This is a genomic window from Streptomyces sp. WMMC940 (genome assembly GCF_027460265.1).
Taxonomy (GTDB): Bacteria; Actinomycetota; Actinomycetes; order Streptomycetales; family Streptomycetaceae; genus Streptomyces.
Genome location: NZ_JAPZBC010000001.1, coordinates 162,204 through 178,257, shown reverse-complemented (window position 1 = coordinate 178,257; position 16,054 = coordinate 162,204). Strand labels below are relative to the sequence as shown.

The 16,054-nt window shown below is 68.6% G+C and carries 13 protein-coding genes and 4 pseudogenes; 8 read left to right on the top strand and 9 right to left on the bottom strand.

All coding sequences use genetic code 11. The features are described 5' to 3' along the window. Window positions 1-10 precede the first annotated feature (10 nt). Together O7595_RS00905 and O7595_RS00900 are read right to left on the bottom strand one after the other, a co-directional pair. A pseudogene (locus O7595_RS00905) lies at window positions 11-496 on the bottom strand (GNAT family N-acetyltransferase); the annotation flags it as partial. A 143-nt stretch (window positions 497-639) separates the two neighbouring features. Continuing rightward, window positions 640-1,857, bottom strand: a complete 1,218-nt coding sequence (locus O7595_RS00900; protein WP_332328344.1) for a CoA transferase — start codon at window positions 1,855-1,857, stop codon at window positions 640-642. A gap of 466 nt (window positions 1,858-2,323) precedes the next feature. On the opposite strand from O7595_RS00900, the pseudogene O7595_RS00895 reads away from it, so the two are divergent. Further along, window positions 2,324-2,712 (top strand): annotated as a pseudogene (locus tag O7595_RS00895) (NUDIX hydrolase). A gap of 135 nt (window positions 2,713-2,847) precedes the next feature. Here O7595_RS00895 and O7595_RS00890 read toward each other — a convergent pair. After that, on the bottom strand, window positions 2,848-3,117 hold the full coding sequence (locus O7595_RS00890; protein WP_269732716.1) for a hypothetical protein: 270 nt from the start codon (window positions 3,115-3,117) through the stop codon (window positions 2,848-2,850). A 406-nt stretch (window positions 3,118-3,523) separates the two neighbouring features. On the opposite strand from O7595_RS00890, the gene O7595_RS00885 reads away from it, so the two are divergent. Continuing rightward, window positions 3,524-3,880, top strand: a complete 357-nt coding sequence (locus tag O7595_RS00885) for a DUF1877 family protein (RefSeq protein ID WP_269726791.1) — start codon at window positions 3,524-3,526, stop codon at window positions 3,878-3,880. Between the two features lie 371 nt (window positions 3,881-4,251). Then, window positions 4,252-5,478, top strand: coding sequence for an IS256 family transposase (locus O7595_RS00880; protein ID WP_269726693.1), 1,227 nt, complete (start codon window positions 4,252-4,254; stop codon window positions 5,476-5,478). Window positions 5,479-5,918: 440 nt separating this feature from the next. Here the strand turns inward: O7595_RS00880 and O7595_RS00875 are convergent, their stop codons facing one another. From O7595_RS00875 to O7595_RS00860, 4 genes are all read right to left on the bottom strand, one after another. Continuing rightward, window positions 5,919-6,182: a hypothetical protein gene (locus O7595_RS00875; RefSeq protein WP_269726790.1), complete on the bottom strand. Its 264-nt coding sequence runs from the start codon at window positions 6,180-6,182 to the stop codon at window positions 5,919-5,921. A 153-nt stretch (window positions 6,183-6,335) separates the two neighbouring features. Then, a complete protein-coding gene (locus O7595_RS00870) occupies window positions 6,336-7,013 on the bottom strand; it encodes a response regulator (RefSeq protein WP_269726789.1) in 678 nt (225 codons plus the stop codon). Then, window positions 7,010-8,146: a sensor histidine kinase gene (locus O7595_RS00865; RefSeq protein WP_269726788.1), complete on the bottom strand. Its 1,137-nt coding sequence runs from the start codon at window positions 8,144-8,146 to the stop codon at window positions 7,010-7,012. The genes O7595_RS00870 and O7595_RS00865 overlap by 4 nt, the downstream gene beginning before the upstream one ends. Before the next feature lie 5 nt (window positions 8,147-8,151). Continuing rightward, entirely contained in the window at window positions 8,152-9,117 is a 966-nt protein-coding gene (locus tag O7595_RS00860; RefSeq protein WP_269726787.1) for a hypothetical protein, read from the bottom strand. A 1,133-nt stretch (window positions 9,118-10,250) separates the two neighbouring features. Between O7595_RS00860 and O7595_RS00855 the strand changes: the two genes are divergently transcribed. After that, window positions 10,251-10,901, top strand: coding sequence for a hypothetical protein (locus O7595_RS00855; protein WP_269726786.1), 651 nt, complete (start codon window positions 10,251-10,253; stop codon window positions 10,899-10,901). A 51-nt stretch (window positions 10,902-10,952) separates the two neighbouring features. Here the strand turns inward: O7595_RS00855 and O7595_RS00850 are convergent, their stop codons facing one another. Next, complete coding sequence (locus O7595_RS00850; protein ID WP_269726785.1) at window positions 10,953-11,174, bottom strand: IS3 family transposase; 222 nt, start codon at window positions 11,172-11,174, stop codon at window positions 10,953-10,955. Window positions 11,175-11,418: 244 nt separating this feature from the next. Here O7595_RS00850 and O7595_RS33780 point away from each other — a divergent pair, with 244 nt between their 5' ends. The 4 genes and pseudogenes from O7595_RS33780 to O7595_RS00825 form a co-directional block, all read left to right on the top strand. Beyond that, window positions 11,419-12,093, top strand: coding sequence for a transposase (locus tag O7595_RS33780; RefSeq protein WP_443071801.1), 675 nt, complete (start codon window positions 11,419-11,421; stop codon window positions 12,091-12,093). 173 nt (window positions 12,094-12,266) lie between these two features. After that, entirely contained in the window at window positions 12,267-12,449 is a 183-nt protein-coding gene (locus tag O7595_RS00835) for a zinc-binding dehydrogenase (RefSeq protein WP_332328343.1), read from the top strand. A gap of 144 nt (window positions 12,450-12,593) precedes the next feature. Then, window positions 12,594-14,480 carry an AMP-dependent synthetase/ligase gene (locus O7595_RS00830; RefSeq protein ID WP_269726784.1) on the top strand — a complete coding sequence of 629 codons (1,887 nt, stop codon included), beginning with the start codon at window positions 12,594-12,596 and terminating at the stop codon, window positions 14,478-14,480. A 121-nt stretch (window positions 14,481-14,601) separates the two neighbouring features. Further along, a pseudogene (locus O7595_RS00825) lies at window positions 14,602-15,691 on the top strand (IS701 family transposase); the annotation flags it as partial. Here the strand turns inward: O7595_RS00825 and O7595_RS33775 are convergent. Further along, window positions 15,668-16,052 (bottom strand): annotated as a pseudogene (locus tag O7595_RS33775) (helix-turn-helix domain-containing protein); the annotation flags it as partial. The pseudogenes O7595_RS00825 and O7595_RS33775 sit on opposite strands and share 24 nt — an antisense overlap. Window positions 16,053-16,054: the final 2 nt, after the last annotated feature.

The following is a 16,054-nucleotide window of genomic DNA, read 5'->3' as shown; positions in this document are numbered from 1 at the left end:
TCGCGTGCACCAGATCGCGCCGATACCAGGTGCCTGGCTTGCCGCCGAGGTGGGCCTGGTCGGCGGGTCCGACGGGGACGAACCCGGCTTTGGTCAGCACCTTTCGGGACGCGGCATTCCGGCGGACGACGGCCGCTCGAAGTGTGCGCAACCGGTACTGGGCCGCCGCCAGTCGGCACAGCTCGCGGACGGTTGTGGTCGCCACGCCTCGGCCGGCGACGTGCTGCGCGACGCGGTAGCCGAGTTCCGCGGTGCGGTCTTCGATGTCGACCAGGTTGAACCTGCCGAGTACCGAGCCGTCCTCGGCGACCAGCACGTGGAAGACGCAGATGCCAGCCTCCTGCTCAGCCAACAAAGCGCTGTACCGGTCGGTGAACTGGTCGAAGAAGTCGTTGCCGCGATCGGGGACCGAGGCGGCGAAGTAGGCGCGGTTCGCCAGTTCGAAGGCCAGGACCGCCGGGGCATGACCGGCATGCAGCCGCTGCAACTCGGGCATTGGCCGACTCTACCCGGATGGTGCGCCGAGGCCACCTGGTTTCTCCAGCGGCAGACAGCCTCGAGCAAGGCACACAACGATCTACGGCTGGAGTATGCAACCCGGCGAAAGACCAGGTCAGACAGCAGAATCCTGCTGGAGTACTAAACCCAGTTCGGCAGATCGGTGCCCCACTTGGTCGGCGCATGATTCCAGTTCGTGGGTGCGCCGTCGTAGCGGACCGGGGGGAGGGCATGACGGAGCAGACCGTAGGGGGATTCGGTCTCGGTGAGCCAGAACCCGGGGTCGTAGAGGTCGGCTTCGCCTTGTACGGGGGTGGGGCGGATGTCGTGCAGCAGCCAGGACGCCGTGCCTGCCAGGGAGAGACGAAGCTGCCGCCCGCCGCCGGTTGCCTGGCGGTCGCTCAGTGCCCGTAGAACGGCGGCGGCGAGCAGGTACCCGGTTCCGTGGTCCAGGGCCTGCGCGGGCAGTGCACCCGGGCGGCCGTCGGCCGCGGCCTCGATTGCAGCGATACCGGTACCGGCTTGGACCAGGCTGTCGAAGCCGCGGCGCTCGGCCCAAGGGCCGGACCAGCCCCAAGCGGACAGTTGGGCGACGATCAGGTCTGGATGCCGGGACAGCAGCGCATCGGGGGCCAGTCCGTGCCGGTCCAGGGCACCGGGGCGATAGCCGGTCACCACGACGTCTGCCTGGCTGAGGAGTTCCTCGAACGCATGCCGGTCGCCAGGGCTGGTGAGGTCCAGCAGTGTGGAGCGTTTTCCCACGCCGGTGTCGGCGTGGGAATCTGCATCCTCGGGGAGCCGGGGGGTATCCACGCGCAGCACGTCGGCGCCCAGCAGCGCCAGTGTGCGGGTGCCGACGGGGCCGGCGATGACGCGGGTCAGGTCCAGTACCCGGACCCCCTGCGCCGGCTTCGACGCGGGCGTCAGCAGTCGGGGGGTGCCCCGGTCCGTGCGACGTGCCCCGACCAGAGCGGGGCCGGGCGCACTGGGTGCGGGAGCTACAGCCACGGCCAGGCCGCCCGCCGCGTACACGGTCTCCTGGACGTGGCGGGCAGAACGCGATGCCAGTTCCCCCGCGAGCACCTCCGCCAGCGCCTGGTCCTCTCCGGTGTCCGCGATACCCAGGGCGCCGAGCAGCCGGGCACGGTGGTGCGGGTAGTTGGCGTGCGTGCGCACCCATCCGTCGGCCGTCTGCCAGAACCCGGACAGTGGGGCGAAGGACGTCGGAGTCCGGCCGTCGATCCGCAGATGACGTTCGCTGACGAACGCGGTGGCCACTGCTCCCTCGATCACCCGCACCGCGGGCACCGGCACGCCGTTGCGCAGCGCCAGCAGTTCCGCTGCCGCCAGTGAGGCCACTGCCACGCTGGCCCGCGCCAGTTCCCTCACCGGCAGGCGCGAGGGCAGGACAGTGCCCGCTCCCTCGAAGGACACGCGCCGAAGCAGTCGGTCCTGGCCCTCCAGGGCTGCCCAGGCGTGCATGGTGGCCGCGTCACCGATGTCCGTCATCCGCTCATTGTGCACGACAACCAGGCGAGCGATGTGCCGGGTTGATGTCGGGGGAGTCGGTCAGTGACGGCATGTGAGGGTGCTCTTCGTCGAAGTGGCGGCGGGACTCCCCGCATTGGTGGAACACGGTGCGCGAGTGGCCTGTTCGTCTGACCGGCGCCGAAGTGGTGCACGCCGGCGGAGGTGACAGCGATCGGGTTCCCGGAGCTCGTGGAGGCATTTCGCGCTGCAGGGGCTGCATTGGCGCCGGCGTCCTTTGTCGCTGTCGTCGGCGTCCGGGTCGTCGGGCATGTCCTGCTGAGCGCGACGCGGTTGGATGCTCGGCGCCGGATCGAGGAGTCCTGTCGCTGTCGCCGTTGGGCTGATGGTTCGCCGGCGGGTCGGCGAGGGCAGCCTTTCTGGCAGTTCTCCGCCGGAGCGGTGGAGCCCGGTGAGTCACGCGAAGTCGCAGCAGTGGGGGAAAGCGCGAGGAAACGGGTCTGGTCGTGGTCGCCGTGGCGCAGTTGGGCGAACGGGTGCACACGCAGACCGGCCGGATGATGTCCTGCACGGCGTGCGAGGTGGTGGGCGGCAGCGCTCATGACGCGGACACGCGGGAGCTGTCCGAGCTCGTCCGCGTCACCCTGGGGGAGATCCCGCAGTACGCGCCCTACGGACCGTTTCGGGCCGGTGCGGGAGTACCTCGACGCGACTCCGCTTCCGTGATCGCCATGGACGCGGACGATCACGCGACAAAGGAGTGACAGAACACGAGCGGTGTGTCTACGATGCCCGCGATGAAGAACTCCTCCTCATTCGGATTGGGGGCATCGTTCGCTCAGGGTGAGTGCTGATGGCACATCACCTCGCGAACGGGATTCCGCCCCGATTGCTGATGTGGCAGCGCGTCCGTGAGTACGCCGTGCCACCGTCCATGATCGAGACCGCCACTGCACGGCGTGCGGTGGGCGACTGGGCAGGGGCCACCGCCCACACCCACAGCCAGTTGTCGGGCGTGGGCGGATGCCCCACCACGACGACGACCGTCATGGCCATGGCCAGCCACCATGCCGGCGCGGGCCACCGCAACGCCACCACCACCACGGTGACGGCGTGCACCGCAGCCAGCACCTGTGCAGTGACATCCGCGCCGGTCCCGCCCAACGCCACAGCGCACAGGAACACCGAGACCTGCGGCCCAGCCCGCCACACTCGCCCAAACCTCCCCTGAACAGGGAAAACGTCAAAGTTCTGCTGGAGTGCCAACGCAATGGCGTCCGGCTACCCGGATCGATGTAGTTCTTGAGATGTCTGTCAACGCTCAGTATCAGGCGGTTCCCTACGAGCCGTTGGTGGCGCGCGCGATGGTCGATCGCGAGGCTGCCGAGGCCATGCAGTTCTTCCCTGAGCTGGCGGCGGCCCATGCCGCCGACTCTCGGTCCCGAGGTGACCCGACCTGGCGCGAGCTTGCCCCGGTCGTCCACCAAGTGGTACGCGACCGGCCCGGAATCCTGGACAGGACATTCTCGACGCAAGCGTGGGACGCCACTTACTGGCTGCTGGCACGGAACCGGGGGAGGAGGAAGAGCGGGATCCGGACGATCTGGCCGAGATCGCGGTGTTCGGAGCGGAGCCGTTCCCCTGTGGAGCCACCGCCGTGCAGGGGATTCCCCTCCGATTCGTCCGGCCGGCGACGGCAGCTGCTACTGCCGCGTCCGTGGAGAGCATGTTCGACAGTGCTCGGGACGTGTTCGACACCGAGGCGATGACGGCCGCCGGCGTCTACAAGTCGCCGTGGGATCGCGACCAGATCCTCGACCTGTTGCCGCAGTACGCGCGGCTGTATCGGCTTGCCGCCGAGCTGAATGAATGTGTTCTCGTCGTTCATGACTGATGGGCCGCGAAAAGGCACACTGCCAGATCGCAGGCCGCGGCGCCTGGGAGCCGGACAGTCATTCTGTTGGGAACGCTTGGCTTGCCTCTGCCACGGGGATCTTGAAGGTCGGCTTCAGTCGCCGACGAAGCGCCCAGGACTGGGGCCGGGGTATGCCGTGCTGGTCGAGGTAGGTCTGGAACGCGGTCGCCGGTCGGGGTGGTGGCGGTTCTTCGGACGTGAGCTGTCCGGAGAGGCGTTCGACGTTCACCGCGTGAGGACGGATGGTGTCCCGCCGAGTGGTGTAGCAGCGATCTCCGCATAGCCCCTGGTCATGAGGCGGCCATCGCGCAACTCTCCGAGTAGCGAAGCTCGTTGAGAGAGGTGACACGATGGCCTTGTCCCAGCATGACTTACTTCGGCTGATGGAGTCACTGCGTACGGCGGACGGAATCGAGTTGATCAGGGTCCTGGCCCAGCGGATCCTGCAGGAACTCATCGAGGCCGAGGCCACCGCCCACATCGGCGCGGAGCCCGGCGAGCACGCCGACACCCGTACGACCTGGCGCAACGGTCACCGCGACAAAGTACTGACCACGCAGGCCGGGGACCTGGACCTGGCCATCCCCAAGGTCCGCACCGGCAGCTTCTTCCCCAGCCTGCTGGAACGCCGTCGCCGCATCGACCAGGCCCTCTACGCCGTCATCGTCGAGGCATACGTCCACGGAGTGTCCACCCGCAGCGTCGACGACCTGGTCAGGGCACTGGGTGCTGACAGCGGCATCTCCAAGAGCGAGGTGTCCCGGCTCTGCACCGGGCTGGACGCCGAACTCACCGTCTTCCGCACCCGGCCGCTGGATCACACCCGTTTCCCCTACATCTACCTGGACGCGACGTACTGCAAGGCCCGCGTGAACCATCAGATCGTGTCCCAGGCCGTAGTCATCGCCACCGGCATCACCGAGGACGGCGGACGCGAAGTGCTGGGCCTGATGGTCGGGGACAGCGAGACCGAGGCGTTCTGGAGCGAGTTCCTGCGCTCCCTGCGCGAGCGCGGTCTGTCCGGGGTCCGCCTGGTCATCGCCGACCACCACAGCGGTCTGGTCAAGGCCGTGCGCAAGGTCATGCTCGGCGCCGGCTACCAAAGGTGCCGCGTTCATTTCCTGCGCAACGTCTTCGCGGTGATCCCGAAGGATTCCGCGGAGATGGTGGCGGCCACCATCCGCACGGTCTTCGCCCAGCCCGACGCCGCAGCCGTCCGGGCCCAGCTCGACACCGTCGCCGACATGCTCGGCCGCCAGTTCCCCAAGGTCAGGTCCATGCTCCTGGAAGCGAAGGAGGACTTGACCGCGTTCGCGGACTTCCCTGATCGGCACTGGAAGAAGATCCAGTCGACCAATCCGCTGGAGCGGATCAACCGCGAGATCAAACGCCGGACCGACGTCGTGCAGATCTTCCCCAACCCCGACGCCCTCGAACGCCTCACCACCGCCGTGCTCATCGAGATGCACGACGAGTGGATCGCCTTCCCCCGCCGCTACCTCCCCGAAGGCAGTATGGACAAGATCTACCCCAACAACGACCAGATCGGTCCGGCTACACCACCACAGGGGACATGACCTGAGGACGTGCTGGACATGGGTTCCGTCGAGGCCGCGGTACCGGCACCTACGCATCTCGTGGCCGTGTGCGAGCTCGTTGATCGTGCCTTCCACGCCGACCTGAGCGCGTAGGTCCGGCGCCGGTCGAGGCTGTCGTGCTCTGTGCGGGCGCGTCTGTGCAGGTCGAGCAGGTTCACGTTGGTCCCGTCCTCGTCGCAGGTCTCGGTGACGTGTGTCGTATCCGCTTCGAGCGGGTGGTGTGCCCGCGTCGGCTGGAGCGGGCTCGGGGGTCGTAGGGGGAGACGATCGTCGGTCCCGGGCCGGGGCAGCCACCCGTCCTCGGGGTGCGCCAGCGCAGTCGGCCGTGCTCGTCGATCAGGCAAATCTGCGTGAGGCCCCCCGCAGGGCCTTGACCTTCGGCCCGGCACGAAAGAGGACTGGACGCCCGTGAAGGTGCGTCAGCAGCAGGTGCGGTCGGCTCCGGTGGTGTTGATCCTGGCCCTGGGGTGGGTCGGGTTCTTGCCCAGGCGCACCGGGCGGCTGTAACGCTTGCCCCACTCCTCGGCGATCAGCCCGGCGAGCTCCTGCGCAGCGTGCGGGCGAGCTCTTCCAGGGCCGCGCGCATCGCCTCGGTCACCGGCTCCAGGCGGGTGCCGTCCCGGGGACTCGGTCACCGCCACCGCGCGCACGGAACGGGTGTGGCCGATGAGAGGCTCCCCCACCTGCGTTCCTGTGAGAAGGTCCCACAGTCGAACGGACTTGTCGGCGCTGCCGGTGACGGCGTGCGGCCGACCCTCGATGGCGTCCCCACCATCGCGAGTACGTCGTTGGTGTGGGGCCTGTGTGTGGGGTATGCGCCTGTGGGAGTGCTGGTGTCAGCGCTCGCCGGGCCTGACCAAACCGGCCCGATACGCGAGGACGACGGCTTGTGCCCGATCCCTGGCGCCGATCTTCGCCAGTATCCGCTTCACATGGGTCTTCGCGGTGGACTCGGCGATGACGAGCAGGTCCGCGATCTCCTCGTTCGACAGCCCCTGCGCAACCAGGCTCAGGACCTGAGCCTCCCGCTGCGTGAGCCCCGCGAGCCGTCGTCGCTCCCCGGCGGCCGCGAAGTCGTGCCCGCCACCGGCACGCAGCACGAAGTGTTCGACGAGATCGCGGGTGACCGCCGGGTCCAGCAGGGTCTCGCCGGACGCCACCGTACGCACGGCGTCCACCAGCCGCTCGGGTGAGGAGCGCTTGAGAAGGAATCCGCTTGCGCCGCCGCGCAGCGCGCCCCACACGTACTCGTCGTGCTGGAAGGTGGTCAGGACCAGCACCTTCGTCGGAAGCCCGTCGGCGACGATCCGCCGGGTGGCCTCGATGCCGTCGATGCCGGGCATCCGTACGTCCATGAGCACCACGTCAGGCGCCAGCATCCGGCACAGCTCGATGGCCCGGATGCCGTCGGCGGCTTCATCGACCACCTCGATGCCACCGGCATTGCCGAGGATGACGCCGAGGCCGGCTCGCAGAAGGGCGTCGTCGTCGGCGAGCAGCACCCGGAGGGTCATGCCGGCTCCCCGGAACGGGGCAGAGGTAGCACGGCCCGTATGCGGAATCCGCCGCCGTCGCCTCTCCCGTGTTCCACACGGCCGCCGAACACGGCCACCCGCTCCGAGATCCCCAGAAGCCCCCGGCCCGGCTGGTAGCCCGGAAGCGGGCCGCGCCCGTCGTCCTGGACTTCCACTTCCACGCTCCGCCCGCCGCACCGCACGGCGACGGTGGCCGAGGCCGCGTTGCCGTGCCGGAAGGCGTTGGTCAGCGCCTCCTGCACAATCCGGTAGGCCGACAGGTCGATGCTGGCCGGCAGGCGCGGCTGCGGCGGATCCACTCGCACCGTCACGTCCAACCCCGTTTCCGCCGTCCGCTGTACCAATCGGGGCAGCTCGGCAAGGCCGGGGTGCAGGCCGACGCCGTCGTCGCGGCGCAGCAGGCCCAGCACGCGGTCCAACTCGTCGAAAGCCTCCCGCCCAGCCCGCTCCACACCGGCCAGGATCTCGCGTGCCTTCTCCGGGTCGTCGTCAAGCACTACGCGGGCCGCGCCGGACTGAACCAGCATGACGCTCATGGTGTGCCCCACCAGGTCGTGCAGTTCGCGGGCGATCCGATTCCGCTCGTCGATGACGGCGTCCCGGCCCATCAGCCGCCGATCGTTCGCCTGCCGCTCCTGCCGACGGCCACCGGCATAGCCGACGGCCCAGGTGAGCAGCCAAACGACCACGACCGCGGCAGGCACGACGGGGGGCGGCGAAGCTTCTTCGCCGACGAAGTACGCCGCGATGCCCGGCAGCGCGATCACCGGTCCCCACAGTGTCTGCCGTGGGGTGGCGTAGTAGCCGACTGAGTAGAGGCCGATCAGATTCGCCATCGGCGCCAGCGCGCCAGGGGTCACCCACAGAGCGTCCACTGCGAGCGCCGCCGTACCCGCCGCGTACGCCGTCACCGGCATGCGCCGCCGGGCGGCAAGGCTGCCGCCGATCACCACTGCCGGCACCACTTCCGACAGCAGCCGCGCGCCAAGCGACGGCGTGGTGGTCAGCCGCTCGCTGACCACCACCGCCACCGCGACGGCCGCCAGGGCGGCGTCCACGGTCCGGGCCGGAAGGCCGTTGCCCCACGAGACGATCAGGGCGAGCCGGTTCATGCGGGCTACCTCATCACGGCGGTACGGTGCCGCTCAATGCCCAACGGCAACCGCCGCGCCACGACAACGAACACTGCCACCACGGCAGCGGCCCCGGCCAAGCCGATCAGCGCCGGCCACCGGTTGGGTGCAGTCCACGGCAGTCCGGCGTATGCGGTGGTGGCCACCGAGGCGAACAACGCCCCGTAGCCGACGACTGCCAGGAACATCAAACGGACCTGGGCGCGGGCGGATGGCAGCCGCAGGCCGAGACCGACGGCCAGCAGTCCCAGCACCTGCAGCCCGTGCATGCCGACGGCGTGCGCCAGCTTGGCGCTGCCCTCGGCCCCGAACACCACCGTGTCGGGCACCCGACCGGTGGCATCCACCACGGCCTCACCCTCCCCGGCCATACCGAACCCGATGTATCCGCTCACCAGGATGGCGAGCAGACCTGCCACGACAGCGATCCTGGCAGCGGGCGTGCCCTCGAACCGCACCAGCGACCACACCAGGAACAGGGCAACGGCGAATGCCACGAGGATCACCACACTGCCCATCACGGACCAGACCGCCGAGTCGAAGGCCGGCTTCTGGTTGAAGTGCGACGCTTCCCCGCGCCACCGCTGCATCGTGATCAAGGCGACCTCGACGACGGAGCCGGTGCCGAGGAGCGAGGCCGGCAACCACCCCCACCGCCGGACGGGAAGCTGGCGCATCACCCACACCGCTGACCAGGACAAGACGCCGAACGACATTCCGAACACCACCGGCTTGCGCCACGACACCGCGCCCGACCACGGCGCCCAATCCAGCGCTGCGACCACCGCATGAACCGCGCCGGACGCCAGCAGCAGCGCCCCGCACCACCACAGAAACCGTTGCTGCGCGGTCACCGGACGGACCGCCGACCACACCTGCCGAAGAACCACATACATGGCCGACGACGCTATGGCCGAACCGGACAACGGGCGTCCCCCCAGCGAGGTCACTCACCGTACCCCGAGGGGGGTACGGCTCCAAGTGCCGGCGGCAAGCAGCCCGCCACGCGCCCCGAGGCGCCGTCCGGAGTGTAGCTGTTACTGGCTTCGGCTCGTCAGAGTGAGAGTGACCGGGGTTCGGCGCGGGCCGCGGAGCGGCGGCCTCGTCGCGTGCTCCGCGGAGCCTGGGTTGCCCTTGCCGGCGGGCCCGGAGGCGTTCTTCGGGCCGGATTGGAAGGTGCGGGGGACAGGCGGGCCCAGGAGTCAGATGACTGGCGGTGGGGAAGACAGACATGTCGGTGCCGATTTCGGCGAGGAAGACCTGAGCGGTGGCCGGGCCGGCTCCGAGGATCTCGCTCCGGCGCTCGGTGTCGGTCAGGGGCATCAGCTTGCCCTGTCCGGGCTGGTCGTCGTCCCTGTCGCCGGTCTCGGTGGTGGACATGTCGGTCAGGCGGGTGGTGATGCGGGGGGTGGGCTTGTCGATCTGCACGGTGAGGTAGTCGGCAGCATCCGCAGCAAGAACGCGTGGTGTTCTTTGAACCCTCCGGCCAGGGTCTCCTCCACCGCGGCGGGGCCGGCCTTGATGGTGCCGTGCGCCGGGCCACGAGGGCCCGGGGAGTGCGCTCGCCCGCGATCAGGGCATCGAGCATCGCGAGGCAGGAGACTTCGAAGATGTCGGAGATCACCGAGGACAGCTCGATCTGCGCGTCCTCCAGCAGCTTCTCCGCTCGCTGCTTGTGCCGGGTGCGCTCATGCGTGAGGACCGCCCGGGAACGGGTCAGGTCCCGTAGCTCGCGGACCGGTTCGGCGGCACGAACGAGGCCCGGAGCATGCCGCGTTCGGCGAGCTTGGTCGCACCCAATCCAGCTTGTCGGGCTTCGCCCGTCCAGGGACCTTCTTCGCGTCGCGGCGTTTACCAGCCAGCATTCCAGCCTCCTCGCTTCGAGGAGGAGGAAGAAGGGCTTCCAGGAGCTCGAGGTCGCCTCCGCCACCACCCGGGAGGGGAGATGCACTCCGGACGGCGCCTCGGGGCGCGTGGCGGGCTGCTTGCCGCCGGCACTTGGAGCCGTACCCCCCTCGGGGTACGGTGAGTGACCTCGCTGGGGGGACGCCCGTTGTCCGGTTCGGCCATAGCGTCGTCGGCCATGTATGTGGTTCTTCGGCAGGTGTGGTCGGCGGTCCGTCCGGTGACCGCGCAGCAACGGTTTCTGTGGTGGTGCGGGGCGCTGCTGCTGGCGTCCGGCGCGGTTCATGCGGTGGTCGCAGCGCTGGATTGGGCGCCGTGGTCGGGCGCGGTGTCGTGGCGCAAGCCGGTGGTGTTCGGAATGTCGTTCGGCGTCTTGTCCTGGTCAGCGGTGTGGGTGATGCGCCAGCTTCCCGTCCGGCGGTGGGGGTGGTTGCCGGCCTCGCTCCTCGGCACCGGCTCCGTCGTCGAGGTCGCCTTGATCACGATGCAGCGGTGGCGCGGGGAAGCGTCGCACTTCAACCAGAAGCCGGCCTTCGACGTAATCTTCGACTGGTCGAATTTGATTTACTTCGCTGCTGCGCTCTGGCTGGCCCAAGCAGGTTTCCTGGTTGCCTGGGCTATCGATCGGCGGCGTCGTGTTCCAGAGGTTTATCCCGGCAGCGAGGAGTACCGCGAAGCACTGGCGTCGGTCGACGATGGCACGGCATTCAATCTCAAGTACTGGCGGGTGATGAGCACCACAGAACAGGCCGAGTTCGACGAGCGACAGTTGGCAACTTCTGACGGCACCCAGCCGGTCGACACTGAGCGCTTTCAGCGTGGTCCCTGATCGGGTGACAGAGGCAGGGTGAGGCGTCCCCCGGAGCGCGGACACGGAGGTTCATGCTGCGAGTGTCAGTGTACGTGCTCTCTGCTGTTGCTGTTCGAATTCGGCGGGTGAGAGGTCGTTGAGGGCGCTGTGGCGTCTGCGGGCGTTGTAGTAGGTGAGCCACTGGAAGATCTCCAGCCACGCCTGGTGCATCGTCGAGAACAGCCGGTGGTGCATCGTCTCCCTCTTCAGCCCCTGCCAGAAGCTCTCAGACGCCATCCGCTTATCGATCACGAAGTTGGTCTGGTCGAACAGGGTTCCTGATCGGGTGATCGCGCGGGTGCCGGCGCATGACAGCGGGGCCTCATGGTAGTTCGGGGGTGCGAACCAAACCGATCATTAGGAGGCTCTGTTGCCGCAGTCTTTCGTGCTCGCGTGCGTGGAGTCCAACTCGCCGTCCCTGTCGTGTGACTGCCTCGCGCACAGGTTCGGCAACGCGGCAGACCGGCCGGACGGCACGGCGTGCTACGTCTCTGACATGACGGAGGCGGGGTGGCAGCTGCCGGTTCCGGCCCGGCAGGAAGGCCGCGGCGGGCGGTCGGAGGGCTTCTGCCACCGGCAGATGATCGACGCGGTGGGATATGTGGCCGACAACGGCGTCAAGTGGGCCAACCCGCCTGAGGACTTCCCGACGCATCGGCGGGTGCATGCCTTCGCCCGCCGCTGGCAGGTCTGCTCGCCGAGCTCCACGACCGGCTGCACGACAAGGTCCGCCGGAAGGAGGGCCGTGCGCGGGATCCGACGGCCACCATCGTGGACTCGCAGTCGGTGCGGGCCGCGGCGAACATCCCGCGCTCCACCTCCGGCTGCGACGGCGGGAAGAAGGCGGGCGACCGCAAGCGGCACCTGGTGGTGGACTGCCTCGGCCTGGTCCTGGCCCGTGGTGGTGACCGCGGCCAGCATGCAGGACCGCGACGCCGCCGTTCCCCTGCTCGAGCGGCTACGACGGCAGTACTTCTCCGTCCGTCTCGTCTGGGCGGAAGGCGGATACACCGGGAGTCTGGTCGGCTGGGCCGGCGACAAGCTCCGGCTCACCCTTGAGATCGTCAAACGTATCGATGACACGGCGGGGTTCATGGTGCTGCCGCGCAGGTGGGTGGTGGAGTTGACGGCCTTCTCGACGCCCCGGTTCATCCGCATGATGCCGTCGTAGGCGCCGTAGGCCCCGCCACCGAGACCGACCAGTGAGACGGCGATCGCCGGTGCTCCGGCCAGGCAACCGATACCCGTGAGGCAGATGGCGTCGCCACCGATCATGACTGCCGCGCTGGCCTCCCTCATGGAGATACTGGCGAACAGCTCAAGGGCGCCCGCGAGGATCTCGGGCTGGGCGATCGCGTCGATATCGTCGCTCCGGACGGCGAGGCGCTGCGCCGCATCGGGCAGCTCATCGACTCAGGAGCAGTCAGCGTCGAGGTCCAGGACGTCCTGCCTCTGGAGAAGGCCGCCGAAGCGCAGCTGATCAGCAGGACCGGCCAGGTCCGCGGCAAGCTCGTGCTCAGCCTCTGACCGGGATCGTAGCGACCCCGGCCGCGATCCGGCCGGCTCCCAGCCCCTTACGCGCGGGCGGACTTCCCCATAGTGTGACCATCGCTTGCGAGTTACCTGTTAGTAAACCCCTCGAAGACGGTGCCCCCGGGCCCGGAGGTCAATATGAGTTCCGCGCAGTCCCTTGTCGACAACCGCCCGGTTTCCGTGGCGCATCTCTTCCTCTCACGAGTCGAAGCCACACCCGACCGGGAGGCATACCGCTATCCCGTGCCGGCCAGCGACGGCGCTGCCGACGCCGAGCAGTGGCACTCGCTGACCTGGGCGCAGACCGCCGAACGCGTCAGGGCGATCGCAGCCGGCCTGTTGGCCCTGGGGATGCGGCCCGAGGAGCGGGTGGCGATCTCCTCCTCCACCCGGGTCGAGTGGATCCTGGCCGACCTGGGGGCGATGTGCGCGGGCGCCGCCACCACCGCCGTTTACCCCAGTACCCATGCCGACGAGACGGTGTACATCCTCGCCGACTCCGGCAGTCGAGCGATTTTCGTCGAGAACGTGGTCCAGCTGGACAAGATCGCCTCCGACATCGAACGCCTGCCCGGGCTCGGCCACGCGATCCTCTTCGACCCCGGGGCGGACCTCCCCCGGGTGGAGGGGCTGGAGGTGCTCTCCCTCGCCGAGCTGGAGAAGCGGGGTACGGCGTACCTGGATCAGCATCCGGATGCGGTCGAGGAGACGGTCCGGTCCATCGAGCGGGAACAGCTCGCCACCCTGATCTACACCTCGGGCACGACGGGCCGCCCCAAGGGCGTACGCCTGGTGCACGACTGCTGGTCATACCAGGGGGTCGCTCAGGAGGCCAGCGGGTTGCTTCGCTCCGACGACGTGCAGTTCCTGTGGCTGCCGCTGTCCCATGTTTTCGGCAAGGCCCTGATCTCCGGTCAGGTCAGGACCGGCCATGTGCTGGCGGTGGACGGGAGGATCGACCGGATCATCACCAACCTGCCCGCTGTCCGGCCCACTCTGATGGCGTCCGCGCCGCGGATCTTCGAAAAGGTCTACAACGGCATCGCGGGAAAGGCGAGAGCCGAGGGCGGTGCCAAGTACAAGATTTTCCTCTGGGCGGCGAAGGTCGCCCGCGCCTACGCCCGGACGGAACAGGAGAGCAGGGCGGCGACCGGACAGCGCAGGGTGCCCCTGCCGCTCGCCGTGCAGCACGCCGTCGCCGACCGGCTGGTGTATGGCAAGATCCGCGCGGCCTTCGGGGGCAACCTGCGCGGCAGCGTGTCGGGCAGTGCCGCCCTCGCCCCGGACATCGGCTACTTCTTCGCCGGTGCCGGTGTGCACGTCCTTGAGGGCTATGGCCTGACGGAGACCAGCGCGGCCTGCACCGTCAACCCCGTAGACGACTACCGGGTCGGCACGGTCGGCAGACCGCTGCCCGGTACCGAGGTCCGCATTGCCGAGGACGGCGAGGTCCTGTTGCGAGGCCCCGGTGTCATGCGTGGCTACCACAACCTTCCGGAGAAGACCGCGGAGGTGTTGGAGAGCGACGGATGGTTCCGCACCGGCGACATCGGGGAGGTGGACAAGGACGGTTACGTCCGGATCACCGACCGCAAGAAGGACGTGTTCAAGACCTCGGGCGGCAAGTACGTGGCTCCCACCGAGATCGAAGGCCGAATCAAGGCCATCTGCCCGTTCGTCAGCAATATCCTGGTCATCGGCGACGGCCGCAACTTCTGCTCCGCCCTGATCGCCCTGGACGAGTCCGCGATCATGTCGTGGGCAGCGTCCCAGGGCCACGGCGACCGCACGTATGCCGAGACCGTCTCCTCGCCGCAGGTCCGCGAGCTGATCGACGGCTTCGTCCAGCGGGTCAACGGCGACCTGCAGCGGTGGCAGACGATCAAGAAGTTCGCTGTGCTCCCGCGCGATCTCGACATCGAGCACGGCGAACTCACCCCGAGCCTCAAGGTCAAACGGCCCGTCGTGGAGCGCGAGTACGCCCGGGTCATCGACGAAATGTACGAGGGCGCCCGCGAGGCCTGATATTCCAGTGCGGTTCTCCGTTTCCGCTGGCCACGGTGCCTGTATCGAGCGTAGTCGCCTGACAAGCCGTCGGGATGACGGTGGTTCGTGACTCACCCGATCGTGGTGCGTCGAGCCAGTCATGGAGACGGACGTCGAAACAGGGCTGTGGGCTGCGGAACTGGACTCGTTTCTACTCCGGGTGGGCGAGCGGTTCGGGCGTATCGAGCCACGGCGGCGGATGCTGGACTATGTGCGTGGGCTGCTCGGCCCCGTCGGCAGGAAGAACAGCCGGCAGCTCGCTGAGCACGCTGGTCATCCCACGCCGTACGGGCTGCAGCGGCTGTTGTCCTGATGCCAATGGGATCCGGACGAGGTCCGCGACGACCTGACGAATTACGTGGCCGAGCGGCTCGGCTGGCCGGACGGCGTGCTGATCGTGGACGACACCGGGTTCATCAAGAAGGGCACCGTCTCGGCCGGAGTCCAACGGCAGTACTCGGGGACGGCGGGCCGCACCGAGAATTGCCAGATCGGTGTGTTCGCCGCCTATGCCTCGACCCGTGGTCGTGTGTTGGTGGACCGGGAGATGTATCTGCCCAAGTCCTGGACCGATGACCGGGATCGGTGCCGGACGGCGAGGGTCCCTGAGGCCAAAGCCTTCGCGACAAAGCCTGAACTTGCGCGGACAACGGTCCAGCTGGCGTTGGACTCCGCGCTGCCCATCGCCTGGGTGACCGCTGATGCGGCCTACGGGCAGGAAGGGCGTTTTCGGCGGACACTGGAAGAGGCTGGCGTGGGCTACGTCCTGGCGGTGCCCACGTCACAGCAGGTCAAGACGGCCGCGGGGAGCCGGCGTATCGATCACGTCCTGGCCGGCGCTCCGGACGACCCCTGGGAACGGATCTCCTGCGGAGACGGGGCGAAGGGCCCACGGATCTACGACTGGGCGGCAGCGCGACTGCCTGTGACCGAGGATGTCGACGGTGCCCCGTCCACGCACCACCGCTGGGTCCTGGCCCGCCGCAGTCTGATCCGCCCCGAAGAGATCGCCTACTACCTCGCCTACGCCCCGCAGGAGGCGGCCGTTGCCGAGTCGGTCCGCGTGGCCGGGCACTCGCTGGGCGATCGAGGAGTGCTTCCGGGCCGCGAAGAACGAGTGCGGCCTGGAGCAATACGAGGTCCGGCGCTACGTCGGCTGGTACCGGCCGGTTGCGGCGCATCTCGCGGCTGACGGTGGAGGGCTGCGGCCCACCTCGGCCGCGGTCTGCCGAACGGACGTCTTCTCGCGCAGCCGGTCGCCGATGCGGATGCGGCCGTGCTCCTGCACGTACCGCGACGGCCCAGAGGGCGGTCCCCCCGGATCTAGCTGGTGTTCGGACGTCTGCCCGATGTTTTGATGGGTCGGGGGGGACCGCTTTGCGGCCCTTTTCGGGCGCGTGGTGGCCGTTGCGCCGCTTCCTGCTCGTACGCTGATTGACGCCGACGATCCGGGCCGCCTCCCGGGTGCTGTGGCTCTGCTCTATGAGCTGGAAGTATGCGGCCCGCTCACGGATCAACGGCCCGGGACCCCTGGGGCTTCCTGTTGCGGATCT